The 20,877-nt window shown below is 70.0% G+C and carries 26 protein-coding genes; 14 read left to right on the top strand and 12 right to left on the bottom strand.

Features of this window, described 5'->3' with window-relative positions:
* The first annotated feature begins 318 nt into the window (after nt 1-318).
* Nucleotides 319-1,470 carry an OmpA family protein gene (locus DT074_RS03065; protein ID WP_119418339.1) on the top strand — a complete coding sequence of 384 codons (1,152 nt, stop codon included), beginning with the start codon at nt 319-321 and terminating at the stop codon, nt 1,468-1,470.
* A 151-nt stretch (nt 1,471-1,621) separates the two neighbouring features.
* On the opposite strand, the gene DT074_RS03060 is transcribed toward DT074_RS03065, so the two are convergent.
* Entirely contained in the window at nt 1,622-2,161 is a 540-nt protein-coding gene (locus tag DT074_RS03060; RefSeq protein WP_119418338.1) for a cytochrome P460 family protein, read from the bottom strand.
* 11 nt (nt 2,162-2,172) lie between these two features.
* Nucleotides 2,173-2,514: a cupredoxin domain-containing protein gene (locus DT074_RS03055; protein ID WP_119418337.1), complete on the bottom strand. Its 342-nt coding sequence runs from the start codon at nt 2,512-2,514 to the stop codon at nt 2,173-2,175.
* A gap of 137 nt (nt 2,515-2,651) precedes the next feature.
* Between DT074_RS03055 and DT074_RS03050 the strand changes: the two genes are divergently transcribed.
* Entirely contained in the window at nt 2,652-3,236 is a 585-nt protein-coding gene (locus DT074_RS03050; protein WP_119418471.1) for an AAA family ATPase, read from the top strand.
* A 19-nt stretch (nt 3,237-3,255) separates the two neighbouring features.
* Entirely contained in the window at nt 3,256-3,645 is a 390-nt protein-coding gene (locus DT074_RS03045; protein ID WP_119418336.1) for a VOC family protein, read from the top strand.
* A gap of 239 nt (nt 3,646-3,884) precedes the next feature.
* Here the strand turns inward: DT074_RS03045 and DT074_RS03040 are convergent, their stop codons facing one another.
* Together DT074_RS03040 and DT074_RS03035 are read right to left on the bottom strand one after the other, a co-directional pair.
* The gene (locus DT074_RS03040; protein ID WP_119418335.1) at nt 3,885-4,193 is read right to left on the bottom strand and encodes a hypothetical protein; all 309 of its coding nucleotides are present in this window, start codon (nt 4,191-4,193) and stop codon (nt 3,885-3,887) included.
* Nucleotides 4,194-4,220: 27 nt separating this feature from the next.
* Nucleotides 4,221-4,553 carry a hypothetical protein gene (locus DT074_RS03035; protein ID WP_119418334.1) on the bottom strand — a complete coding sequence of 111 codons (333 nt, stop codon included), beginning with the start codon at nt 4,551-4,553 and terminating at the stop codon, nt 4,221-4,223.
* Nucleotides 4,554-4,702: 149 nt separating this feature from the next.
* On the opposite strand from DT074_RS03035, the gene DT074_RS03030 reads away from it, so the two are divergent.
* A complete protein-coding gene (locus tag DT074_RS03030) occupies nt 4,703-5,413 on the top strand; it encodes a hypothetical protein (protein WP_119418333.1) in 711 nt (236 codons plus the stop codon).
* The gene (locus DT074_RS03025; RefSeq protein WP_119418332.1) at nt 5,410-6,234 is read left to right on the top strand and encodes a hypothetical protein; all 825 of its coding nucleotides are present in this window, start codon (nt 5,410-5,412) and stop codon (nt 6,232-6,234) included. Before DT074_RS03030 ends, DT074_RS03025 begins: the two co-directional genes overlap by 4 nt.
* A 28-nt stretch (nt 6,235-6,262) precedes the next feature.
* On the opposite strand, the gene DT074_RS03020 is transcribed toward DT074_RS03025, so the two are convergent.
* On the bottom strand, nt 6,263-8,056 hold the full coding sequence (locus tag DT074_RS03020) for an acyl-CoA dehydrogenase (RefSeq protein WP_119418331.1): 1,794 nt from the start codon (nt 8,054-8,056) through the stop codon (nt 6,263-6,265).
* 124 nt (nt 8,057-8,180) lie between these two features.
* Between DT074_RS03020 and DT074_RS03015 the strand changes: the two genes are divergently transcribed.
* Together DT074_RS03015 and DT074_RS03010 are read left to right on the top strand one after the other, a co-directional pair.
* Nucleotides 8,181-8,441 carry a hypothetical protein gene (locus tag DT074_RS03015; protein WP_162914582.1) on the top strand — a complete coding sequence of 87 codons (261 nt, stop codon included), beginning with the start codon at nt 8,181-8,183 and terminating at the stop codon, nt 8,439-8,441.
* 11 nt (nt 8,442-8,452) lie between these two features.
* Nucleotides 8,453-9,412, top strand: coding sequence for an L-threonylcarbamoyladenylate synthase (locus DT074_RS03010; protein WP_119418329.1), 960 nt, complete (start codon nt 8,453-8,455; stop codon nt 9,410-9,412).
* A gap of 8 nt (nt 9,413-9,420) precedes the next feature.
* On the opposite strand, the gene DT074_RS03005 is transcribed toward DT074_RS03010, so the two are convergent.
* Nucleotides 9,421-10,401, bottom strand: a complete 981-nt coding sequence (locus DT074_RS03005) for a DUF2333 family protein (RefSeq protein WP_119418328.1) — start codon at nt 10,399-10,401, stop codon at nt 9,421-9,423.
* A gap of 131 nt (nt 10,402-10,532) precedes the next feature.
* Between DT074_RS03005 and DT074_RS03000 the strand changes: the two genes are divergently transcribed.
* On the top strand, nt 10,533-11,861 hold the full coding sequence (locus tag DT074_RS03000; RefSeq protein ID WP_119418327.1) for an aspartate aminotransferase family protein: 1,329 nt from the start codon (nt 10,533-10,535) through the stop codon (nt 11,859-11,861).
* On the opposite strand, the gene DT074_RS02995 is transcribed toward DT074_RS03000, so the two are convergent.
* A complete protein-coding gene (locus DT074_RS02995; RefSeq protein ID WP_162914581.1) occupies nt 11,845-12,693 on the bottom strand; it encodes a choice-of-anchor Z repeating domain-containing protein in 849 nt (282 codons plus the stop codon). The two genes, DT074_RS03000 and DT074_RS02995, sit on opposite strands and share 17 nt — an antisense overlap.
* Nucleotides 12,694-12,857: 164 nt before the next feature.
* Here DT074_RS02995 and DT074_RS02990 point away from each other — a divergent pair, with 164 nt between their 5' ends.
* Nucleotides 12,858-13,406 (top strand): phosphonate degradation HD-domain oxygenase, encoded by a 549-nt coding sequence (locus tag DT074_RS02990; protein ID WP_119418470.1) that lies wholly within the window; start codon nt 12,858-12,860, stop codon nt 13,404-13,406.
* Nucleotide 13,407: 1 nt separating this feature from the next.
* Here the strand turns inward: DT074_RS02990 and DT074_RS02985 are convergent, their stop codons facing one another.
* From DT074_RS02985 to DT074_RS02975, 3 genes are read right to left on the bottom strand one after another with little or no spacing between them, the layout of a single operon-like run.
* Nucleotides 13,408-14,574, bottom strand: coding sequence for a thiolase family protein (locus DT074_RS02985; protein ID WP_119418325.1), 1,167 nt, complete (start codon nt 14,572-14,574; stop codon nt 13,408-13,410).
* Nucleotides 14,571-14,981: a Zn-ribbon domain-containing OB-fold protein gene (locus DT074_RS02980; protein WP_119418324.1), complete on the bottom strand. Its 411-nt coding sequence runs from the start codon at nt 14,979-14,981 to the stop codon at nt 14,571-14,573. Before DT074_RS02980 ends, DT074_RS02985 begins: the two co-directional genes overlap by 4 nt.
* Before the next feature lie 14 nt (nt 14,982-14,995).
* The gene (locus DT074_RS02975; RefSeq protein WP_119418469.1) at nt 14,996-15,766 is read right to left on the bottom strand and encodes a zinc-ribbon domain-containing protein; all 771 of its coding nucleotides are present in this window, start codon (nt 15,764-15,766) and stop codon (nt 14,996-14,998) included.
* Nucleotides 15,767-15,910: 144 nt separating this feature from the next.
* Between DT074_RS02975 and ftsE the strand changes: the two genes are divergently transcribed.
* The 5 genes from ftsE to DT074_RS02950 are packed head-to-tail and all read left to right on the top strand — an operon-like array spanning nt 15,911 to nt 19,362.
* A complete protein-coding gene (ftsE, locus tag DT074_RS02970) occupies nt 15,911-16,582 on the top strand; it encodes a cell division ATP-binding protein FtsE (protein WP_119418323.1) in 672 nt (223 codons plus the stop codon).
* Entirely contained in the window at nt 16,582-17,442 is an 861-nt protein-coding gene (locus DT074_RS02965) for a cell division protein FtsX (RefSeq protein WP_162914580.1), read from the top strand. Before ftsE ends, DT074_RS02965 begins: the two co-directional genes overlap by 1 nt.
* Nucleotides 17,443-17,446: 4 nt before the next feature.
* On the top strand, nt 17,447-17,986 hold the full coding sequence (locus DT074_RS02960) for a D-glycero-alpha-D-manno-heptose-1,7-bisphosphate 7-phosphatase (RefSeq protein ID WP_119418321.1): 540 nt from the start codon (nt 17,447-17,449) through the stop codon (nt 17,984-17,986).
* On the top strand, nt 17,983-18,645 hold the full coding sequence (locus DT074_RS02955) for a YdcF family protein (RefSeq protein ID WP_119418320.1): 663 nt from the start codon (nt 17,983-17,985) through the stop codon (nt 18,643-18,645). Before DT074_RS02960 ends, DT074_RS02955 begins: the two co-directional genes overlap by 4 nt.
* Nucleotides 18,646-19,362: a lysophospholipid acyltransferase family protein gene (locus tag DT074_RS02950; protein ID WP_119418319.1), complete on the top strand. Its 717-nt coding sequence runs from the start codon at nt 18,646-18,648 to the stop codon at nt 19,360-19,362.
* Here DT074_RS02950 and DT074_RS02945 read toward each other — a convergent pair.
* Together DT074_RS02945 and DT074_RS02940 are read right to left on the bottom strand one after the other, a co-directional pair.
* A complete protein-coding gene (locus DT074_RS02945; protein WP_119418318.1) occupies nt 19,353-19,958 on the bottom strand; it encodes a cysteine peptidase family C39 domain-containing protein in 606 nt (201 codons plus the stop codon). The genes DT074_RS02950 and DT074_RS02945 overlap by 10 nt on opposite strands.
* On the bottom strand, nt 19,955-20,877 hold a 923-nt coding region (locus DT074_RS02940; protein WP_162914579.1), incomplete at its 5' end, for a D-alanine--D-alanine ligase family protein. The genes DT074_RS02940 and DT074_RS02945, both read right to left, overlap by 4 nt.

Below are 20,877 nucleotides of genomic sequence, written 5' to 3'. Positions count from 1 at the left end.
TGCATCGGCTTCGGACTCCTCCTGCTCGCCCGTTCTGGCCGCCCGGCGACTCGGGCCGCGACTCGGGGCGAATCGACTGTGTTGTCAGAATGTCGATCAAATTGGTTAACTTGTCACCAACATGCGACAGGGGCGGGGAAATCGCCATTAACGACATCTTATGAACGCGCGAACTACCTTGTGGCTGCTTCGCCGGTGTGGCTAATATGCGCGCCTCGCAAAGGGGGGCTCGGACGTAATCGCGTTGGGCCGGCGCGGCCGTGGCGTCGCCTCGCGCGCGCCGCGTCCCGGGAGCGAGATAGGACAGAACGGTTGCGCATGGCTCTACGCGGCTCCACGGCTTCTCTCTTCCTGATTGCGGTGCTGCTCGGGGGCTGTTCCTTCGCTTCCGACGTGCTGTGGCCGAGTGTCTCCGGCGATGCGCCGCCGGCGCCGCCTGCCCAGGCCGCCCCGCCGCCCGCTTCGGCACCGGTACAGACCGCGCAGGTCGCCGCGCCGCCGCCCGCGCCTTCGCCGGCCGCCGGCCTGCAGCCGACCGGCACCTATGTCGGCCAGAAGGTGCAGCAGCTCAGGAGCGAGCTCGGCCAGCTCGAAGGCGTGGTCAACCAGCGCTCGGCCCAGCTGCAGCTGATCCGCAACGCGACCACCGAGAACTCGCAGCGCTATCACGGCACCGTCGCCGCCATCACCACCCGGCTGCAGCTCGGCACCACGCCGGGCAACCCGGTGCTGGTGCAGCAATGGAACCAGGCCCAGGCCGATCTCGACCGCATCTCCACCGACATCGCGGCGATGAACAGCCTGGCGAACGAAGTGGCCGCCGATTCGGCGCTCGCCGCCTATCTGCTCGACGCCGCGCGGGCGACCTACACGCTCTCCGGCGCGATCGACGAGGATCACCGCCAGATCGCCATCCTGGAGGACCAGGTCAACAAGGCGGTGGTGCTGATCGACCGCCAGCTCAACGAGCTGTCGGAAGACATCTCGCGCCAGACCACCTATGTCGGCAACGAGCGCGCCAACCTCACCGCGCTGTCGCTCTCGATCAAGAACGGCGAGCTCTATGGCGGCTCCCTCGCCAACCGCGCCTATCGCGCGGTCGGCGATCCGGGCGCCGGCCCGGCCGTGGTCGGCGGCGGGCGCGCGGCGGTGATCGCGCCGGATGGCCGCCAGCCGCTGGTGGTGATCCGCTTCGACCAGCCGAACCCGCCCTATCAGCAGGCGCTCTACACCGCCGTCGCCAAGGCGCTGGAGCGCCGCCCGCAGGCGCAGTTCGACCTCGTCGCCATCGCTTCCAACCAGGGCGCCAATACCGGCCAGGCCGCGCTGAACCAGAACCAGTCGCGCCGCAACGCCGAGCGCGTGCTGCGCACCCTCACCGATATGGGCCTGCCGGCCGGCCGCATCTCGCTCTCTTCCACCACCAGCACCCAGACCCCGACCAACGAAGTGCACGTCTACGTGCGCTGAGGGCCTGGCGAAAATCGCAACCAAGTGCGTCATGACCGGGCTTGTCCCGGTCATCCACGGCTCTCCGCAGCACTGGCCATAGACGTGGATGGCCGGCCAGATCTCGAACTCAGAACTGGGCCCGGCCATGACGTAAGAGTAGTAACGCCCGTTACTTCCCCGCCGCCCTAAGGTCGTTCATCACCCGCCAGCCGATGAAGGTGTGGTCCTCGGCGCCGCGCGGCTGGTGGCAGCCGAAGCAGGGCTCGAGCTTGACCGCCGGGTTGAGCGTGCCGTCCGGCTTGAAGGCGGCATATTCCCAGTCGCCGTTGCGCAGCGCCGCCGGCACGTCGGCGCCCCAGCCGGCCTTCTTCGCCTGCATGCCGATGAAGCCGGGCGCGCCGCCCGGCTGGAACCGCCCTTGCGCGTCGAGCTCGGGCTGGCCGTCGGCGCCGAGCTTGGCCGGGCGCTGCTCCAGCACCAGCACGGTGCCGTCCGGCAGCGGCTTGCCCGCCTGATAGCTCTTATAGGCCTCGGGGTTGATGAAGACGCTGCGGATCATCTTGCTGTCGTAGCGGTCGACGGCGCCGAGCGGCACATAGGCGCTCGCGTAATCCTTCGGGAACACGATCCGCTCCGGGCCCGCCAGGGTCGGAAGCGCGAGGCCAAGCACGAGCGCGCCGGCCGCCAGAGCCATTCTGTGCATGCGCATGGATGCCCCCTTCAATTCGCGACCGTGACGGTCATGACCATGTTCTCGTGCAGGCCGCAGGCGACGCGGAAGCTGCCGGCCCGGCGCAAGCTCAGCTTGAACGTCTCGCCCTCCTTCAGCTCGGCGCGGCTGACCTGATAGCCTTGCGTCGGCACATAGACCCAGTGCGTCGTGAAGTCGTCGTTGGAGAAGACCAGCGTGTCGCCGACCTTGGCCTTCACCTCACCCGGCGCATAGGTCGAGCCGACCATCGACACCTTGATCTCGTTGCCCGCCGCCGCCAGCGCCGCGCCGGCGCCCAGGCTCAAGCCCAGCGCCGCGAGGCGCGGCGCCGTCCACAATTTCATGGTCATGTGCAGCCTCCCCGAAAAGGTGCGCTTGCCTTATCGGGGAAAAGCATGCCGCCGCTCAATCCACGCTTGCGTGACGTCACGCGGACGTGACAGGTAGTCGCATCGCCGCCAGCCGCATCCCGGGGATGATCGCGGCCATGCCGAACCCGCTCTTCGCCCAATCGAGCGCCACTGCGCCGCGCCGCCTGCATCTGACCGGCGCCGCCGGCTCGGGCACGACGACGCTCGGCCGCGCGCTGGCCGAACGGCTCGGCCTCGCCCATCTCGACACCGACGATTTCTACTGGCTGCCGGCCGACCCGCCCTATCAGGCGGCGCGGCCGATGCCGGAGCGCCTGACCCAGCTCGAAGCCGCGCTCGACGCGCGCAAGCAAGGCTGGGTGCTCTCCGGCTCGCTCGCCGGCTGGGGCGATCCGCTGATGCGCCGCTTCCAGACGGTGATCTTCCTCGCCGTGCCGACGGATGAGCGCCTGCGACGATTGGAGGCGCGCGAGCGCGCCCGCTACGGCGCCGCGATCGATCCGGGCGGCGCGATGCACGCGCACAGCCGGGCCTTTCTGCGCTGGGCCGCCGAGTACGATGATGGCGACCACACCATGCGCAGCCGCGCCCGCCACGACCTCTGGCTCAAGCACGTCCCCTGCCCGGTGGTGCGGCTGGAGGATCTCGATTCCGTCGAGCGCCGTCTCGAGCGGCTGCTCGCGCTATGGGAAATCGCCTGAGACGAAGGAGGGAAGCGGCATGCTCGACCACATCGGCTTCATCGTCACCGATCTCGCCCGCAGCCGCGCCTTCTACGACCAGGCGCTGGCGCCGCTCGGCATCGCCATGCTGATGGAAGTGACGCCGGAACGGACCGGCGGCTCGACCCAGCTCGGCTACGGCTCCGGCGGCAAGCCCTATTTCTGGATCGGCACCGGCAGCTCGGCCCTCAAGGGCCCGCTGCACGTCGCCTTCGCCGCGCCCGACCGCAAGACGGTGGATGCCTTCCACCGCGCCGCGCTCTCAGCCGGCGGCACCGACAACGGCGCCCCCGGCCTCCGCCCGCACTACCACCCGAACTATTACGGCGCCTTCGTGCTCAGCCCGGATGGGCACAATGTCGAAGCGGTGTGTCACAAGGCGGAGTAGCGGACGCCGCTACGAACGAGGCGCTTCATTTTCGACGCGGGCGCCTTCGCATGCGCTCCGCTCGTCATTCCATCGGCCACCGGCATCAAGGCAACGATCAACTCGGAAGAAATGCCAGACCGCCGCGCCGACGGTCGTCAGCAGCACCAGAAGCAGGAACACCTGCAACGAACGCGTTAGCATCTGCTGCCCGGCGCCCCTACAGCCCTTTTGCGGTTCTCCACCAACGGCCAGCCGATCTAAACCGCCTGCGCCTTGCTCGTCGTTGCCGAGGATTGCTTCGCCAGATCTTCACCGATCGCCTGCACGAAATGCAGGTCGTTGGCGAGATCTGCGTGTTCGTCGCTGTCCGGTCCGAATTGCGCGATCTGTTCGCGCAATGAAGCCAGCTCTGCTTCCAGCGCCGCGATCACCAGGGGAAGCAAGGTAAGCGGGATCCGAGCCGCCCCCGATTCCACGAATTCGCGCCAGAGCCGCACGGCGCGCGCGTCGCCTTGATTGACGATCGCCGCTTCAACGTAGCGTTGTGCCTTCGCCGAAAGCTTCATGGTGCACCAAGATAGGGCAGGGGTCCGTCAAGCGCGAATAAAAAGGCGGTTTGCCTGGACCAATGCCTCGACAAAGTCGGTCCACGGCATGTCGAAGGCTGGCTCCCATGACCAGTGATTGCCGTGGTCATTCCAGACGAAGAGCACGCCTTCGTCGTAGGCCGCGCCGGCAGGAAGCCGCCACCAGATTCCCGGCCCGGAGGGCCGGTTCGCCGTTGTAGAGACGCCGCCGGAGCGACTCCGGACCCAGAACGCGTCATTCCGCAGGTACTGGATCACGTCCTTGCCCGGCCGCGGCCTGTCGAGTCGCGCGCCGGCCGCATTGCCCAGGCGGTAGAGATCGACAGGCGTGGTGGCCATACCCTGCTGCCTGTGGACCTGATCCGAGAGCTATACGCATGTTTCTCCCGTGAACATATAGGAGATTTTGGAGCACGCAAGCGCGGTCAGGCTTGCGCATCCTCCGCAAATATTGTATAATACAATAAATTGTTGAACGGTCCCGACTAATGTCCCGCGAAACGCCCTATCAACCCTACCTCTCCGAACACTCCTTCCGCATCCGCCGCCGCCACGTCCTGCGCGCCATCCGTGACCGCGACCTCACGCCCTCCGCCAAGCAGGTGCTGGTGGCGCTGAGCCTCGCCGCCGACGATCCCTTCGTCCTGCCCGATCCGCCGCCGGTGGCGGCGCTGGCGGCCAAGCTTGGCCTGGCCGAGCGCACGGTGCGCCAGGCGATCGCCGACCTCGTCACCGCCGGCCACCTCACCTTCCGCCGGACCGGCGAGCCGTTCCGGCTGAACCAGCCGCCGCCCACCGACCCCGCCGCCCGGCCCGATCTCGCGCGCGAACGCGCCTTCCTCGATGCTGCCCGCGCGCCGCTCACCTTCGAGGAGCATGTCGAGATGCTGGGCCGGCTGCGCGACCGCGCCGTCGCCGCGGGGCGCATCGCCACCGCCGTGCGGGCCGAGCGCGCCATCGGCCGCGCCTATGGCCTGGCCCGTCCACCTTCGCCGCCGCGCCCGCCGAAGACGGATTACGACGAGTGGCCGGCCGAGGAGAAGAAGCGCCGCTATCTCGAAGCTGCGCGCGACGCGCTGCTGCGCAGCTATGCGGCCGACCCGCATTACGCGCCGATCATCAACGCCTTCTGCGACAAGTCGGAAACCCTGATCCGCGAGAACCGCGCCGCCGAGGCAGCGGCGAAGCGGCTGCAATGAGCGCCCGGCCCGCCGGCGACGCGGCGCGCGACGATGCCTGGTTCGCCGCCCGCCTCGACCTGCTCGACCGGCTGAACGACGACCGCGCGCTCGCCCCCGCTTCGCGCCACACCATGCTGGAACTGCTGCTCGACGAGATCGAGGACGCGCTGGACGCGGCGGATGGCGAGGACGACCATCACCTCGCCTGGAGCGCGCGTCTGGCCTCCCGCCTCGGCCTCACCACCCGCGGCGTGCGCAAGGCGACGGCCGAGCTCGCCGGGCTCGGCCTGGTCGAGGCCGCGCGCGGCGATCTCCGCGTGCTGCCGGCGCGCGCCGCGGAACGGCTCTGCCGCGGAACGGATCTGCCGCGCGCAGCGGTAGCCGAGGACTTCGACCCGCTCGGCGCCCATGCGGAGCGGCTCTGGCGGCTCCGCCAGCGCGCCGAGGACGAGGGTCTGATCGCCACGGCGGTCTCGGCGCAGCAGGCGATCGGCCGCGCCCTCGGTTTCTATGCCCGCAAGCCCCGCCGCGGCGACTACGTGCCGCCGGATTACGCCGCGATGCCGCCGCACGAGCGCAAGGGCATGCTCTACGACCTCGTCATCCCCATGCTGCGCGACTTCTTCCTGCTCGACCCCGACCACCAGGAGGGCCTGCTCGCCTTCTTCGCCGAGTTCCGCGCCGCGAGCGCGGCGGCGCTGGGGGAAGAGGCGCGCGCGGCGGGGCCGCCCTCGCCCTTCGAGACGCAGCCTTCGGCTGCTCCTCAGGACGAGGGCTATTTCGATGGTCTCATTCGGTCACCTCATCCTGAGGAGCGCGCAGCGCGTCTCGAAGGGTGAGGGGGCCGTGGCGTACCGGCTGCCGTGCCTACGCCGACAAAAGCTCCGCGGGTATCGCGTAGATCGCCTCCGTCCCCGCCATCACCGGGCCGCCGAGCGCCGCGGCCTGGGGCAGCACCTGCTCGGCATAGAATCGCGCGGTGGCGATCTTGGCGTCGTGGAAGGCGGGGTCGTGGCCCTCGGCCTTGAGCTTCGCGGCGGCGAGCGCGCCCTTGGCGATCAGATAGCCGCCGGCGGTGATGCCGAACATGCGCAGGTACGGCGTCGCACCGGCCGCCGCGGCGGCGGGGTCGCCGGCGCTCGCCTCGGCGAGCCAGTCGGTCGCCATCTCCAGCGCCGCGATGGCGGTCTCCAGATTGCCGCGCAAGGCGGCGAAGGCCGGGCCCTTGGCCTCGCCGAGCTGTTCGTCGAGCGCCTTCATCTCGCCGATGAAGCGGCGCACCGTCTGCCCGCCTTCCAGCGGCAGCTTGCGCATCACCAGGTCCAGCGCCTGGATGCCGTTGGTGCCTTCGTAGATCGGCGCGATGCGGCTGTCGCGGAAATGCTGCGCGGCGCCGGTCTCCTCGATGAAGCCCATGCCGCCATGCACCTGCACGCCGATCGAGGTGAGCTCGACGCCGAGATCGGTCGACCAGCCCTTGGAGACCGGCGTCAGCAGCTCGACCAGCGCCTGCGCCTTCGCCCGCTCGGCCTCGTCGGGATGGTGATGCGCGCGGTCGATCGATTCCGCGTTCAGATAGATCAGCCCGCGCATCGCCTCGATCTGCGAGCGCATCAGCAGCAGCATGCGCCGCACGTCGGGATGCTCGACGATGGTGGCATTCGCGCCGCCGCGCGGCGGCGAGCCCTGCCGCCGCTCGCGCGCGAAGGCGACCGCCTGCTGGTAGCTGCGCTCGGCGATGGCCAGCCCCTGCAAGCCGACCGAGAGCCGCGCGTTGTTCATCATGGTGAACATCGAGCGCATGCCCTTGTTCTCTTCGCCGATCAGCCAGCCCGTGGCGCCGCCCTGGTCGCCGAACGACATCACGCAGGTCGGGCTGCCGTGGATGCCGAGCTTCTCCTCGATGGAGACGCAGCGGAGATCGTTATGGGCGCCGAGGCTGCCGTCCGCATTGACCAGGAACTTGGGCACGATGAAGCAGGAGATGCCGCGCGTGCCGCCCGGCGCGCCGGGCAGGCGTGCCAGCACGAGATGGACGATGTTCTCGGCCATGTCGTGCTCGCCATAGGTGATGAAGATCTTCTGCCCGGTGATCCGGTAGCTGCCGTCGCCGTTCGGCTCGGCCTTGCTGCGCAACGCGCCGACATCCGATCCCGCCTGCGGCTCGGTCAGGTTCATCGTGCCGGTCCACTTGCCGGTCACCATGTTGGCGAGATAGGTCGCCTTCTGTTCCGCCGTGCCGTGATGCGAGATCATCTCCACCGCGCCCTGGGTGAGCAGCGGGCAGAGGCAGAACGCCATGTTGGCCGAGGTCATCATTTCCTGCACGGCGATGGAGATCGCCCAGGGCAGCCCGCCGCCGCCGAAATCCGGATCGAACGGCACGCCGTTCCAGCCGCCTTCCGAGAACTGCTTGTAGGCCGCCGCGAAGCCCGGCGCCGTGCGCACCACGCCGTTCTCGAAGCGCGCGCCCTCGTGGTCGCCCGCCTTGTTGGTCGGCGCCAGCACGCCCTCGGCGAATTTCCCCGCTTCCTCCAGAACCGCGGCGACCAGGTCCGGCTCGGCGCTCTCGCAGCCCGGCAGCTTGGCCAGGCCGCCAAGGTCGGCCACGTGCTCCAGGGTGAAACGGATTTCCTTCAGCGGTGCGCGGTAATCCGCCATCGCGTCATCTCCCGGTCAGATCAGGGCGCTAGTTTACGGAGGATTTACGCTGACGGCCGCAGATTGCCAACCTTGCCGGGAAACGCCGCCAAAGATGCGCGGCGGCCTGGCCGGAGACCGGCATATGGGCACCATCGATCGCGGGCTGGACCTCTTGCTCGGCAAGCTGGAAGAGCTTGCCCGCGACAACGACCCGCGCCGCCGCGCCGCCTACAAGGCCATGCTGCCGCTGATGCAGGACTGGCTGGCCCCGACCGCCGACCGGGCCGCCCTGGCCGGCCGGATCGAGCAGGATCTCGACGGCATCCGCCGCGAGATCGACGCGCTGCGCGACGCCTACATGGCCGCCATCGAAACCGAGACGAAGCAGCGCCGCGCGGGGTAGCTTGCGCGGCCATGCCGGCCGCCATCCTCCCCGCCGATCGCCCCGACGCCATCGAAGCCGCCGCCGACGCGCTGCGGGCCGGCCGGCTGGTCGCCTTCCCGACCGAGACTGTCTACGGCCTCGGCGCCGATGCCGGGTCGGATGCCGCCGTCGCCGCGATCTACGCGGCGAAGGGCCGCCCCTCGCACAACCCGCTGATCGTGCATCTGCCGGACGCCCAGGCGGCGATGCGCTTCGGCCGGTTCGACGCTCGGGCGCAGCGGCTCGCGAGCGCCTTCTGGCCCGGGCCGCTGACCCTCGTGGTGCCGCGTGCCGAGGCCGTGCCGCTGTCGCCCCGCGCCACCGCCGGACTGCCGACCGTGGCGCTCCGTGTGCCTTCGCATCCGGTGGCGCTGGCGTTGCTCCTAGCCTCAGGCCTGCCGCTCGCGGCGCCGAGCGCCAATGTCTCCGGCCGCGTCTCCGCCACCACCGCGCAGCACGTTGCCGAGACCTTGGGCGACAAGGTCGCGGTCATCCTCGACGGCGGCCCGACCCAGGTGGGCGTGGAGAGCACCATCGTCGGCCTTGCCGGCGAACGGCCTGTTCTGCTCCGTCCCGGCGGCGTGCCGCGCGAGGCGATCGAGGCCCTGATCGGCCCGCTCGACGAGCCGGCAGCGGGGATCGTTGCCGCGCCCGGCATGCTGGCCAGCCACTACGCGCCGCACTGCCCGGTGCGGCTGAACGTGACGGCGCCGCGCGCCGACGAAGCGCTGCTCGCCTTCGGGCCCGACGTGCCAGCCGGTGCGAAGCTGGTGCTGAACCTTAGCGCTTCGGGCAATCTGGAAGAGGCCGCGGCCAACCTCTACGCTCATCTCCGCGCGCTCGACCGCGCCGATATCGCCGCCATCGCCGTGATGCCGATCCCCCAGCACGGCCTCGGCCACGCCATCAACGACCGCCTGCGCCGCGCCGCGGCGCCAAGGCACGAGTGATGCTGCCGCTACTTCAGCAGGATGTTGCTGACTTCGCGCATCTGCTGGCGGGCGCGCAGGATGTAGAAGCCCTGGGATGCGAGGTGGCTCGGGAACAGGATGCCGTCTGGCTGGCCGTTCAGCACCACCAGCGGGTCCATCTCGGCGACATGCCGGAGCGAGGCCAGCATGTTGTTCCAGATCGGCTCGATGCCGCGGTCCTTGATCAGCGGGCCGAAATCCTTCTGCAGTTCGCGCAGGATCAGGAGGTAGCCATAGGCTTGGCCCTTGATCGAATAGAAGATGTCGTCGGCGCGGCTGTCGAACGGGTTGCCGCTTTCGGCATTGATCCGCTGGTCGAGCACGGCGGAGGACGAGCCGAGGTCGAGCGCGAGGCGATCCATCAGCGCGAGCAGGCTGTCGCCGCGCCGCTCGAAGATCGCCCGGCCGTCGCTGAGGCGGGCGTTGTAGTTGAGCAGATGGCGGCGCGCGGTGCGGTAATGCTCCTCGCTGGTGGCCTGCGGCCAGGGCGAGGTGGCAAGGTCGATGATCCACTTGTCGCCGGGGAATTGCAGCCGGCCGGCCGCCTCGCGCAGGTCGACATCGTCCTGGCTGGTGCCGCGCTCGCGGCCGACCTGGTCGCGCATCTCCACCGTGAAGCGCGCGATGGCGGCGACCATGCCCATCTGGAAGTTCGGCATGTTGTCCAGCCAATGGCCGGGCAGGAACCAGGGGTCGTTGGCGACCCAGCGGTTGACGTTGACCTCGCGGTCGATCAGCGCCGCCGCCATGGCGATGGCGCGGCTCGCCGCCGGCGGCATGTTCGCCTCTTCCACGCCGAAGCCGGGATCGTCGTCGATCTTGTGGGTCACCAGCATGCCGACCGGGGTGCCGATCACGACCAGAACCAGGATGGCGACCAGGATCCCCTTCCAGGCCGCGCGCCCGGGCAGCCAGAGGCGGCGCTTGGGCGGGGCGGGATCGAGCAGCGGGTCCTGGCCTGCGGCCATGTCGGGGCACCTCGGCGATGGCGGGGGATGGCGTGTACGGGCCTGCGGGGGCAGGATTATGGCATTACCCCTCTAAATCGGGACGCGGCGGCGAAGGTTCAAGCCGCGGCGGGGAAAACGGGAGATCGCCCATGTCGGCCGCATTGAAGCGCAACGCCACGCTCGACGACGCCGTGGCGGCGGCGGAAGCGAAGTATGTCGCCGCCAATCCATTGAGCCGCGCGCGGTTCGAGGCGGCGCGCGCCGCCATGCCGGGCGGCAACACGCGGACGACCCTGCACTACGACCCGTTTCCGCTCGCGATCCGGTCCGGGCAGGGCGCCCGCATCACCGATCTCGACGGCCACGACTATGCCGACTTCCTTGGCGAGTACACGGCCGGCCTGTACGGCCACTCGCATCCCGTGCTGATCGGCGCGCTGAAGGCGGCGCTCGACGGCGGCCTCTCCTTCGGCGCGCCGGGCGAGATGGAAGTGCGCTTCGCCGACCTGATGGTGAGCCGCTTCCCGAGCCTGGAGCGGGTCCGCTTCTGCAACTCGGGCACCGAGGCCAACCTGATGGCGGTCAGCCTCGCCCGCGTCGCCACCGGCCGGTCGAAGGTGATGGTGTTCCATGGCGGCTATCACGGCGCCGTCTTCTACTTCGTCAGCCAGCCGGCGGCGGTGAACGCGCCGTTCCCCTTCATCATCGGCCGTTACAATGACGCCCAGCACGCGGCGGATCTCATTGCGAAGGAGGGCGCCGATCTCGCCGCCATCCTGGTCGAGCCGATGCAGGGCTCGGCCGGCTGCATCCCGGCGACGCCGGAATTCCTCCAGGCCCTGCGCGACGGCGCGACGAAATCGGGCGCGGTGCTGATCTTCGACGAGGTGATGACCTCGCGCCTGCATCCCGGCGGCCTGCAAGGCGCGCTCGGCATCCATTCGGATCTCACCAGCTTCGGCAAATATCTCGGCGGCGGCGCCTCGTTCGGCGCCTTCGGCGGCCGCGCCGATCTGATGGACCGCTTCGACCCGACGCGCGCCGACGCGCTGCCGCATGCCGGCACCTTCAACAACAACGTCCTGACCATGACGGCGGGTTACACGGGCCTCGCCCAGGTGTTCACGCCCGAGGCCTGCGTGCAGCTGAACGCGACCGGCGATGCCTTCCGCGACCGCCTCAACGCCATCGCGAAGAAGCTCGACGCGCCGGCGCAGGTGACCGGCCGCGGCTCGATGCTGGCGGTGCATTTCCAGCGCGGCGCCATCGCGCGTGCGGGTGACCTCACCTCGCTGCCGGCGGCGCGCAAGCTGTTCCACCTGGAGATGCTGGAGAGCGGGCTCAGCTTCGCCCGCCGCGGCTTCATGGCGCTCTGCCTGCCGCTCGAGGCCAAGGACTACGACACCTACGCCGCCGCCTTCGAGGAGTTCCTGTCGAGCTATGCCGGCCTGCTCGCCCCTACTACGGCACCACGTTGACCGTGAACGGGTCCGAGCGGCCGCCGCCCGGCTCCGGATTCGCGATCACGATCTTCAGGCTGCGCGCGGCGGCGACGTCGGCGGGCTCGAAGGTCGCGGTGACGTGGTGCGCGTCGCCGAATTTCAGGGCGCCCTTGCGGGCCTGGCCTTCGACTTCGAGCGAGGAGGCGGTGGTGAAGCCGGCGCCGCGGATCTTCAGCTCCGGCTTGGCTTCGCCGACCTTCAGCTCCTTCGGCGTGGTCTCGGCGATGCTGGGCACCGGGTTGGAGAGCTTGCCGGCGCGCTGCTCGTCGCCGCGGCTACGGAACAGCGTGTCGAACACTTCGCGCAGCTTGTCGGCGGCCTGCTTGGAGAACATGCCGACCAGGGCGCCGGTGGCGATGAAGCCATAGGGGTTCAGGTCGGTCGAGGTGCCGAGGAAGCCGGCGCGCAGGAAGAAGTAGAACAGCAGCGCCAGCACCATGGCGATCGGGGTGCGGACCACGAACCACCAGCCCCATTTGCTGTCCAGCCGGGCATTGCCGACATAGGTGGCGAAGGAAGTCGCGGCATGCACGAAGCTGCCGAGGCCGCCGGCCAGCGCCATCAGCAACGCCAGCGCCACGGTCGGCCGCACGGCGACCCGGAAGTCGAGCACGTAGAGGCTGCATTCGCGGACATCGGGCGTGCCCGAAATCGCCTCGTCGCAGCTGTACCAGACGCAGGTGAAGGCCAGGAACAGGAGGAGGAACAGCGCCAGCAGATACAGGCCGAGCATCCAGCGGACGAACCACGAGGCGGGGTCGATCCGGTTCGGGTGGGTCTCGGCGGCGGTCGCGTCCGTCGAAGCCATGGCCGTTTCCTCCATACCGTGTCGGGCCATTTTAGGTGCCGGGGGTTAATATCCAAAGTGGCAAGTCCGACGAATTTTGTTCGTTATTGTTGTATTAACCTTGCCATCGATCCGTCATTTCGTCGGCCTAGCATGTCTAGACCGGAATGGCGGGGGACAAAGTCATGACAGATCTGCACCAGGAACTGTTGCGGGTCTATGCGGGCCGCGCCACGCGGCGCTACGGGCTCTCGGCGGTCAGCCAGCTGCAGCACGCCCTGCAGGCGGCGGCGCTGGCCGAGGCGGCGGGCGAGCCGCCGGCCCTGATCCTGGCGGCGCTGCTGCACGATGTCGGACACATGATCCACGAGTTCGGCGAGGATCCGGCCGCGCGCGGAATCGACGACCGCCACGAGGAAATCGGCGCCGATTGGCTGGCCCGGCATTTCGGCCCGGCTGTGGCCGAGCCGGTCCGGCTGCACGTGCCGGCCAAGCGCTATCTCTGCGCAGCGGAGAGCGACTACTTCGCCAAGCTCTCGCCGGATTCGGTGCGGAGCCTCGCATTGCAGGGCGGCCCGATGTCGGCCGAGGAGGTCGCCACCTTCGACCGTGACCCTTACGCCGAGGCGGCCAAGCGGCTGCGCCGCTACGACGAGGGCGCCAAGGACCCGACGGCGACCACGCCGGATTTCGAGCACTTCCTCAGCTACGCGGATGCCTGCGTGCGGACCTGACTCAGCGCCGCTCGCGGCCGAGGATCAGCGTGCCGTGCTGCGACAGGATGCCGCCTTCGTTGTGCACCAGGGCCACCTCGTGGCGCTTCACCTGCCGGGCGCCGGCCTCGCCGCGCAGCTGGCGCACCGCCTCGATGATGCCGAACAACCCGCCGGCGGCGCCGGCATGGGCATGGCTCAGCATGCCGCCATGGGTGTTGACCGGCAGCTCGCCGTCCCGCGCGGCGCGGCCCTCGCGGAAGAAGGCGCCGCCTTCGCCCTTCGGCACCAGGCCGGCATCCTCGGCCTCGAGGATCGGCACGATGGTGAAGCAGTCGTACAGCTCGGCGAACTGGATGTCCTTCGGCCCGATGCCGGCCATGCGGTAGGCGATCTCCGCCGAGCGCTTGGTGCCGAACTCGGTCAGGCTCGGCGCCGCCAGGATGTGCTCGTGCGTGGTGATCTCGCCGGCGCCCCAGAGCCAGACCGGCCTGGATTTCGCGTCCTTGGCCCGTTCCGGCGACATCACGATCAGCGCCCCGCCGGCATCCGAGATCAGGCAGCAATCGAGCAGGCCGAGCGGTTCGGCGATCGGTTTGGCGCCCAGCACATCGGCGGTGGTGATCGGCTTCTTCATATGGGCGTTCGGGTGCAGCAGCGCGTTGGCCCGCTGCTGCACGGCGACGGCCGCCATGTCCTCGCGCCGCGTGCCGTATTCATGCATGTGGCGACGGGCGATCATGGCGTAGAAGCCCGGGATCAGCGGCCCGTAGGGATGCTCGAAATACGGATGGCCGACGGCGGCGAGCGCCTCGACCGCCTGGTCGCGGCTCTGCCCCGTCGCGCGGTTCTCGCCCGCGGTGACCAGCACGCAGCTCGCCCGGCCCGCGGCGATGGCATCCGCCGCATGCATCAGCATCAGCGCCGGCGAGGCGCCGCCGGCGGTGAGCGAGGCGGCATAGGTCGGCTGGATGCCGAGATATTCCGCCAGCACGCTGCCCAGCATGAAATACGGCTCGGTCATGCTGTAGGCGGTGATCAGGCCGTCGATGTCGGATGGCTTGAGGCCCGCCTCGTCCAGCGCCCGCTTGGCCGCCTGGGCATTGAGGCCGAGGCCGGTCATATGCGGCACCTTGCCGATCTCGCTCTCGCCGACGCCGACGATGCAGGCCTTGTTGCGCAAGGTCATGGCGCGCGCTGGAATTGGGGCAGCGCGCCGTCGCCGCGCTGCTCGAAGGTGACGCGAACCAATTCGCCGATGGCGATCTCCCGCGCGCCGGCCCCGACGATGTTGGCCAGCATGCGCGGGCCCTCGGCGAGGTCGATCAGCGCCACCACATAGGGCACCTGGCCGGCGAAGGCGGCCGATGGCGCGCGGTGGATCACGGTGAAGCTGTGCACGCGGCCGCGGCCCGAGGCCTCGACCGATTCGACCTGTTCGGACCAGCAGCTGGCGCAGAGATGGCGCGACATGAACCAGGTGGCGCCGCAATCCCGGCAGCGCTGCAGCAGCAGCTTGCCGGCCTTGGCGCCGGCCCAATAGGCGGCGCTGTCGGCATTGGGGGCGGGTAGCGGCAGCGGCCCTGGGGACGACATGGGCGTGCCGTTCGCTAGCGGGTGGTCGATTCGGACCCCTGCGGAATCAGGGTCACGTCGAGATGCTTGGCCTCGGCCGGCGGCTTGGCGAGCTTGGTGGCGAAGGCGATCTCGCCGCGGCCCGGCACCTCCACGCCCTCCGGCGCGAAGGTGTATTCGAAGATCTGCTCGCGCTTCTCGTTCAACAGCGCGATGCGCAGGCGCGGCATCGGCCGGGCATGCCGGCTTTCATTGGCGATCAGGCCGGTGACTTCGAGCACGGCGTCCCCGCCCTCGCGGATCTGCTTGGTGGTGACGTCGCGCACCATCAGCCGCTCCGGCAGCGAGACCGGAATGCCGAGCTTGGCGTAATAGGGCTGCGCCGCCGGCAGCAGGCTGACCACCCGGTCACGGCCGAGATAGGCGGCGGCGATGACGATCATCACCGAGGCGGCGAGCGCGAGCCAGCCGATGGTGTCGGAGCTGCGCCGCGCCGGCTGCTCCTTCACGGTGGGAAGGTTGGCGACGCGTTCGCGCGCGGCCTTCATCGGGTCGACCGGCTGGCCGACAGAAGCGCCGACCGGCGCTTCGAGTCGCGGCGACTCGGTCGCCGCTGCCACGGTCGGCGGCGGCGGCGCAGGCGGCGGCGGAACCGATTCGAGCTCGGCCTGGCTCGGCGCATTCGCGGGCGGCGGCGTGAACCACGTGCTGCCGCATTTGCCGCATTTCACCTTGCGGCCACTGGGCCTGAGGGCCTGATCGGGTACCAGGAAACGCGTGCTGCACGCCGAGCAAGACAGGATCATGCCGTCCCCCGACTCCTTTCAACTTTCGCGATGGAGCCATGAGCGGTATAGGGACCGCGCAGGTGGGAGGCAAGGGCGCTTCGTCGGGTGCCTCGTGGGGCGCTTCATGGGGCGCTGTATCGGGCGCATCGAGGAGCACGAGACGTGGTGCGGTTCCAGAACGTCGGCATGCGGTACGGGATGGGGCCGGAAGTGCTGCGCGACGTGTCGTTCGAGCTGCCGCCGGGCTCGTTCCATTTCCTCACCGGGCCGAGCGGCGCCGGCAAGTCCACCCTGCTCAAGCTGCTCTATCTCGCCGAGCGGCCGACGAGGGGCATGATCTCGCTGCTCGGCGAAGACCCGACATTGCTGCCGCGGCGCCGCCTGCCGGTGCTGCGCCGGCGAATCGGAGTCGTGTTCCAGGATTTCCGGCTGCTGCCGCATCTGACCGCGCTGGAGAACGTGGCGCTGCCGCTCCGCATCGCCGGCGGGCGGGAGGAGGAGATCGTGGCGCATGTGCGCGAGCTCCTCACCTGGGTCGGCCTCGGCGACCGCATGGAGGCGCGGCCGCCGACGCTCTCGGGCGGCGAGCAGCAGCGCGTCGCCATCGCCCGCGCAGTGATCGGCCGGCCGAGCCTGCTGCTGGCCGACGAACCGACCGGCAATGTCGATGCCGAGATGGGTCTGCGCTTGCTCCGCCTGTTCGTCGAGCTCAACAAGCTCGGCACCACGGTGCTGGTGGCGACGCATGACCGGGCGCTGATCCGCAGCGCCGAGCGGCCGGTGCTGCGGCTCGACCACGGCGAGCTCAGCCGGCCGGGGCGGGAGGCCGCCTGATGGGGCGTTCGGTGCTCGGGCTCCGGCGCAGCCTGGCGGCGCGGCTTCTGCCGGCGCTGATCGGCATCATGATCTTCATCGGCCTACTGGCGCTGGCCGCGGCGCTGGCGGTCGACCGTGCGGTGGAAAGCTGGTCGCGCAATATCGATCTCGGCCTGACCGCGACCCTGCCCGACACCGCCGGGGCCAAGGTGGACGCGGTGGTCGGCATGCTGCGGACGACGCCCGGTGTGGCCGCCGCCCGGCGCGTGCCGCAATCGGAAGTGGCCACCTTGCTGGCGCCCTGGCTCGGCAGCGCCGCGGCCGCGGCCGATCTGCCGCTGCCGGTGCTGATCGATATCCGCCTCGATCCCGCCATCGCCATCGACCAGGGCGCGCTCGGCGCCAAGATCGCGCGCATGGCCGAGGGGGCGAGGCTCGATTCGCATCGCGACTGGATCGACCAGGCGGTGCGGCTCGGCCGCAGCCTGCAGGCCGTTGCCTTCCTGGCCGTCTGCCTGATCGCCGCCGCGGTGGCGGCGGTCGTCATCGTCTCGGTCCGGGCGGGGCTCGCGGTCGAGCACGACACGATCGAGCTTCTGCACCTGATCGGCGCGCAGGACGGCTTCATCGCCGCGGAGTTCCAGGAGGTCGTGACCCGCTTCGCCGGGATCGGCGGCGTGATCGGCACCGCGCTGGCGCTCGGTGCGATCATGCTGCTGGCCGATCTGTTCGGCGCCGCCGGCGCCACGCCGCTGCCGAAGCTCGGCCTCGGGCTGCAGGGCTGGCTCGCGCTCGCGGGCTTCGTCCTTGCCGCCATTCTGCTGGCCCGCTGGGTCGCGCGGCTGACCGTCATGCTGGCTCTCCGGCGTATGGTCTAGCCACATGCTGGTGCTGCTCGACCGTGACGGCGTGCTGAACGAGAACCGCGACGACTACGTCAAGTCGCCGGGCGAGCTCGTCATGCTGCCGGGTGCCGCCCAGGCGGTGGCCCGGCTCAACGGCGCGGGCCACCACGTCGCAATCTGCACCAACCAGAGCGCGGTCGGCCGCGGCATCGTCCAGCCTGCCATGCTGGAGCGCATCCACGAGACGCTGCGCGAGCATCTGGCCCGCGCCGGCGCCCGGATCGACCTTCTGCTGGCCTGCACCGATCCGCCCTGGGCGGCGAGCGACCGGCGCAAGCCCGGCCCCGGCATGCTGCAGGAGGCGATGCGCCAGTTCCGCGTCGGACCGCATGACACGGTGATGATCGGGGACGATCTGGTCGATCTGCAGGCGGCAATGCGGGCCGGCATTCGCCGCATCCTGGTGCGCACCGGCAAGGGCCGGAAAACTCAGGCCGCCGGCATACCGGCGGAGGTGCTGCCGGTCGCCGTGCATGACGATCTGGCGGCGGCGGTGGCGTCGCTGCTCGGCGCATGAGGCGGATCTACACACGGCGCCAGCCGGCGCGCTTCCGCATGCTGCGTTGGCTGCTCGCGCTCGGCTTGGTTGCCGCGCTGGCCTGGGCGGCGGGCCTGGTCTGGTTCACCACCATCCTGCCGCGCGAGGTGCCGCCGGCGGCGCTCCGCACCGACGGCATCGTCGTGCTGACCGGGGGCACGCAGCGGATTGAGGCCGGCATCGGCGTGCTGGCGGCGGGTGCGGCGCGGCAGATGCTGATCTCCGGCGTCAACCCGGCCAGCGGCAAGACACTGATCGCGCAGGCGCCGGCCGAATCGCGGCAATGGCTGGAATGCTGCACCGAGCTCGGCTTCGCCGCCGTCGACACGACCGGCAATGCGATCGAGATCGCCGAATGGGCGCGCCGGCACGAGATCGACTCGCTGCGCGTGGTGACCGCGAGCTTTCACATGCCGCGCAGCCTGCTGGAGATCGGCCGCCAGGCGCCGGCCATCCAGCTGGTGCCGCATCCGGTCTTTCCGCCGCTGGTGCGGCTCGACGACTGGTGGCTGTCGCCGGGCACGGCGGATCTGCTGGCGCGCGAATACACGAAGTACCTGCTGGCATGGGCGCGCATCCGGGTCGAGGCCTGGATCAGCGGCAGCCTGGACCGCTGGCTGGAAGAGGATCCCGCCTAGATGGCCGTGCTGCGCGCCGCCTTGTTCCAGCTCTGCTTCTATCTCTGGGGCGCCGGCCTCGTCATCCTGTTCGTCCCGGCGCTGCTCGGGCCGCGGCAGGGATCGGTGCTCGGCATGCGCGTCTTCGGCCGCGGCACCATCTGGCTGCTCAAGGCGATCGTCGGCATCCGGGTCGAGGTGCGCGGGCGCGAGAACCTGCCGAAGGGCGGCTGCATCGTCGCGGCCAAGCATCAATCGGCCTTCGACACGCTGGTCTATCACCCGCTGCTGGGCGATCCGGCCATCGTGATGAAGCGCGAGCTGCTGTGGATCCCGTTCTACGGCCAGCACTCGCTGAAGGCGCGTATGATCCCGGTCGACCGCGCCGGCGGCCCGTCCGCGCTGAAGACCCTGGTCCGGCTCGGCCGCGACGCGGTGGCGGAGGGCCGGCCCATCGTGATCTTCCCGCAGGGCACCCGTGTCGCGCCGGGCAGCAGCGCGCCGTATCAGCCGGGCCTTGCCGCGCTGTACAGCCAGCTCGACGTGCCGGTGGTGCCGGTCGCCACCAATTCCGGCCTGTGCTGGCCCCGGCGGAGCTTCGCCAAGCATCCTGGCACCATCGTGGTCGAGTTCCTGCCGCCGATCCCGCCGGGCATTCCGCGCAAGTTGTTCTCCGCCCAGGTCGAGCGGGCGATCGAGAGCGCCAGCGACCGGCTCAGCGGCCACGCTCAGGGGTAGACGGCCACCCCGCGGCCGGCGAAGAACCGGTCGAAATCAGCCGGCGGCAGCCGGACATATTCCTGCGTGGCGACGTCGTGGCCGGAGGGATTGTGGAACACGATGGCGTCCGCATCGGCCTCGAGCACCAGCACGAGATGCCCGCCCTTCGACGGCGGCGCGCGCTCCGGCCAGCGGATGCCGGGATGCACCGAGGCGATGAAATAGCGCGCCCGCCGCATCACCTCGGCGATGTCGCCGGTCCGGATGTCGACCACCACCTCGGCCTCCAGGCCGAATTCGCGCCGCACGAATTCGACGAAGGGCGCGTAGATCAGGCCCTTGATGTCGCCCGCCTCGCTGACCGTGTAGCCGCCATAGGCCGTACAGGCGCGGGCGAGCTCCAGGATCGGGCGGGCGCGGCCCCCGCGCGCGGCCAGGATCATCTTCAGGCAGGCCATGCCGCAGACCTGGTCGGCCCAAGTCACATATTCATCGATGGTCGCCGCGCCGGAGGCGGCCCAGTTCGGGTCGCGGGCCAGGGCCGCCGCGCCATGTTCCAACACATCGAGCGTCAGCCCGCGGCTTTCCCACTGGCTGAAATACGGCACCTTCATCGGTTGTGCGCGAGCCCGGCGCGTTTCGCGTGGCGGGCCAGCGCATGGGCGATCAGCTTGTCCATCAGCTCGGGCTGCGCGAGGCCGCTGGCCTCCCAGAGCTTCGGATACATGCTGATCGAGGTGAAGCCCGGCAGCGTGTTCACCTCGTTGACCAGCAGGCGGTCCCGGCCCGCGTCGAGGAAGAAATCGACCCGCGCCATGGATTCGCAGGCGAGCAGCCGGAAGGCCTCGATGGCGAGCGTCTGGCAATTGGCGATCTGCGCCTCGCTCATAGCGGCCGGAATGCGGAACACCGCCCCATCTGCATCGATGTACTTGGCGTCGTAGGAATAGAAGCCGTGGCCCTCGGCCGGAACGATCTCGCCCGGCAGCGAGGCGCGCAGGGTGCCGTCGGCTTCCTCCAGCACCGAGCATTCCACCTCGCGGGCGCGGTCGACCGCCGCCTCGGCCAGGATCTTGTCGTCGAAGCGGAAGGCGTTCTCGCAGGCGCTCGCGAATTCGGCCGCCGATCGCGCCCGCGCCACGCCGACCGAGGAGCCCATATTGGCCGGCTTCACGAACATGTCCTCGCCGACCGCGGCGGCGGCCGCCGCCCAGTCGAGCGGCCTGGCCCGCGTCATGCTGACGAAAGCGACGATGGGCAGCCCGGCATCGCGCATCAGCCGCTTGGCGATGTCCTTGTCCATCGCCGCGGCAGAGCCCATCACCCGCGACCCGACATAGGGCACCTGGGCGAGTTCGAGCGCGCCCTGCACGGTGCCGTCCTCGCCGTTCGGCCCATGCAGCACCGGGAACATCACGTCGAACGGCGCCGGCGCGGCGCCGCCATCGCAGCGGAGCAGCTGCCCGCCGCCGGCCGGCACCGGCGCCACCGCCGGCGCGTCCTCGGCAATGGCGAGCGCGCTTTCGCCGCGGC

The sequence above is a fragment of the Desertibaculum subflavum genome (assembly GCA_003576705.1).
Lineage (GTDB): Bacteria > Pseudomonadota > Alphaproteobacteria > Ferrovibrionales > Ferrovibrionaceae > Desertibaculum > Desertibaculum subflavum.
Note: the sequence above shows the minus strand (reverse complement) of the source record. Positions and strands in the feature narration are given on the sequence as shown.

Coding starts and splice junctions, on each gene's coding strand:
- DT074_RS02965 (WP_162914580.1), top strand. CDS start 16,582: ATGGGGCGTTCGGTGCTCGGGCTCCGGCGCAGCCTGGCGGCGCGGCTT.
- DT074_RS02975 (WP_119418469.1), bottom strand. CDS start 15,766: ATGATCCTGTCTTGCTCGGCGTGCAGCACGCGTTTCCTGGTACCCGAT.
- DT074_RS03020 (WP_119418331.1), bottom strand. CDS start 8,056: ATGGCGGATTACCGCGCACCGCTGAAGGAAATCCGTTTCACCCTGGAG.
- DT074_RS02990 (WP_119418470.1), top strand. CDS start 12,858: ATGACAGATCTGCACCAGGAACTGTTGCGGGTCTATGCGGGCCGCGCC.
- DT074_RS02950 (WP_119418319.1), top strand. CDS start 18,646: ATGGCCGTGCTGCGCGCCGCCTTGTTCCAGCTCTGCTTCTATCTCTGG.
- DT074_RS02955 (WP_119418320.1), top strand. CDS start 17,983: ATGAGGCGGATCTACACACGGCGCCAGCCGGCGCGCTTCCGCATGCTG.
- DT074_RS03015 (WP_162914582.1), top strand. CDS start 8,181: ATGGGCACCATCGATCGCGGGCTGGACCTCTTGCTCGGCAAGCTGGAA.
- DT074_RS02980 (WP_119418324.1), bottom strand. CDS start 14,981: ATGTCGTCCCCAGGGCCGCTGCCGCTACCCGCCCCCAATGCCGACAGC.
- DT074_RS03065 (WP_119418339.1), top strand. CDS start 319: ATGGCTCTACGCGGCTCCACGGCTTCTCTCTTCCTGATTGCGGTGCTG.
- DT074_RS02960 (WP_119418321.1), top strand. CDS start 17,447: ATGCTGGTGCTGCTCGACCGTGACGGCGTGCTGAACGAGAACCGCGAC.
- DT074_RS03030 (WP_119418333.1), top strand. CDS start 4,703: ATGTCCCGCGAAACGCCCTATCAACCCTACCTCTCCGAACACTCCTTC.
- DT074_RS03040 (WP_119418335.1), bottom strand. CDS start 4,193: ATGAAGCTTTCGGCGAAGGCACAACGCTACGTTGAAGCGGCGATCGTC.
- DT074_RS03010 (WP_119418329.1), top strand. CDS start 8,453: ATGCCGGCCGCCATCCTCCCCGCCGATCGCCCCGACGCCATCGAAGCC.
- DT074_RS03045 (WP_119418336.1), top strand. CDS start 3,256: ATGCTCGACCACATCGGCTTCATCGTCACCGATCTCGCCCGCAGCCGC.
- DT074_RS03050 (WP_119418471.1), top strand. CDS start 2,652: ATGCCGAACCCGCTCTTCGCCCAATCGAGCGCCACTGCGCCGCGCCGC.
- DT074_RS03055 (WP_119418337.1), bottom strand. CDS start 2,514: ATGACCATGAAATTGTGGACGGCGCCGCGCCTCGCGGCGCTGGGCTTG.
- DT074_RS02945 (WP_119418318.1), bottom strand. CDS start 19,958: ATGAAGGTGCCGTATTTCAGCCAGTGGGAAAGCCGCGGGCTGACGCTC.
- DT074_RS03005 (WP_119418328.1), bottom strand. CDS start 10,401: ATGGCCGCAGGCCAGGACCCGCTGCTCGATCCCGCCCCGCCCAAGCGC.
- DT074_RS03025 (WP_119418332.1), top strand. CDS start 5,410: ATGAGCGCCCGGCCCGCCGGCGACGCGGCGCGCGACGATGCCTGGTTC.
- DT074_RS02995 (WP_162914581.1), bottom strand. CDS start 12,693: ATGGCTTCGACGGACGCGACCGCCGCCGAGACCCACCCGAACCGGATC.
- DT074_RS02985 (WP_119418325.1), bottom strand. CDS start 14,574: ATGACCTTGCGCAACAAGGCCTGCATCGTCGGCGTCGGCGAGAGCGAG.
- DT074_RS03000 (WP_119418327.1), top strand. CDS start 10,533: ATGTCGGCCGCATTGAAGCGCAACGCCACGCTCGACGACGCCGTGGCG.
- DT074_RS03060 (WP_119418338.1), bottom strand. CDS start 2,161: ATGCGCATGCACAGAATGGCTCTGGCGGCCGGCGCGCTCGTGCTTGGC.
- DT074_RS03035 (WP_119418334.1), bottom strand. CDS start 4,553: ATGGCCACCACGCCTGTCGATCTCTACCGCCTGGGCAATGCGGCCGGC.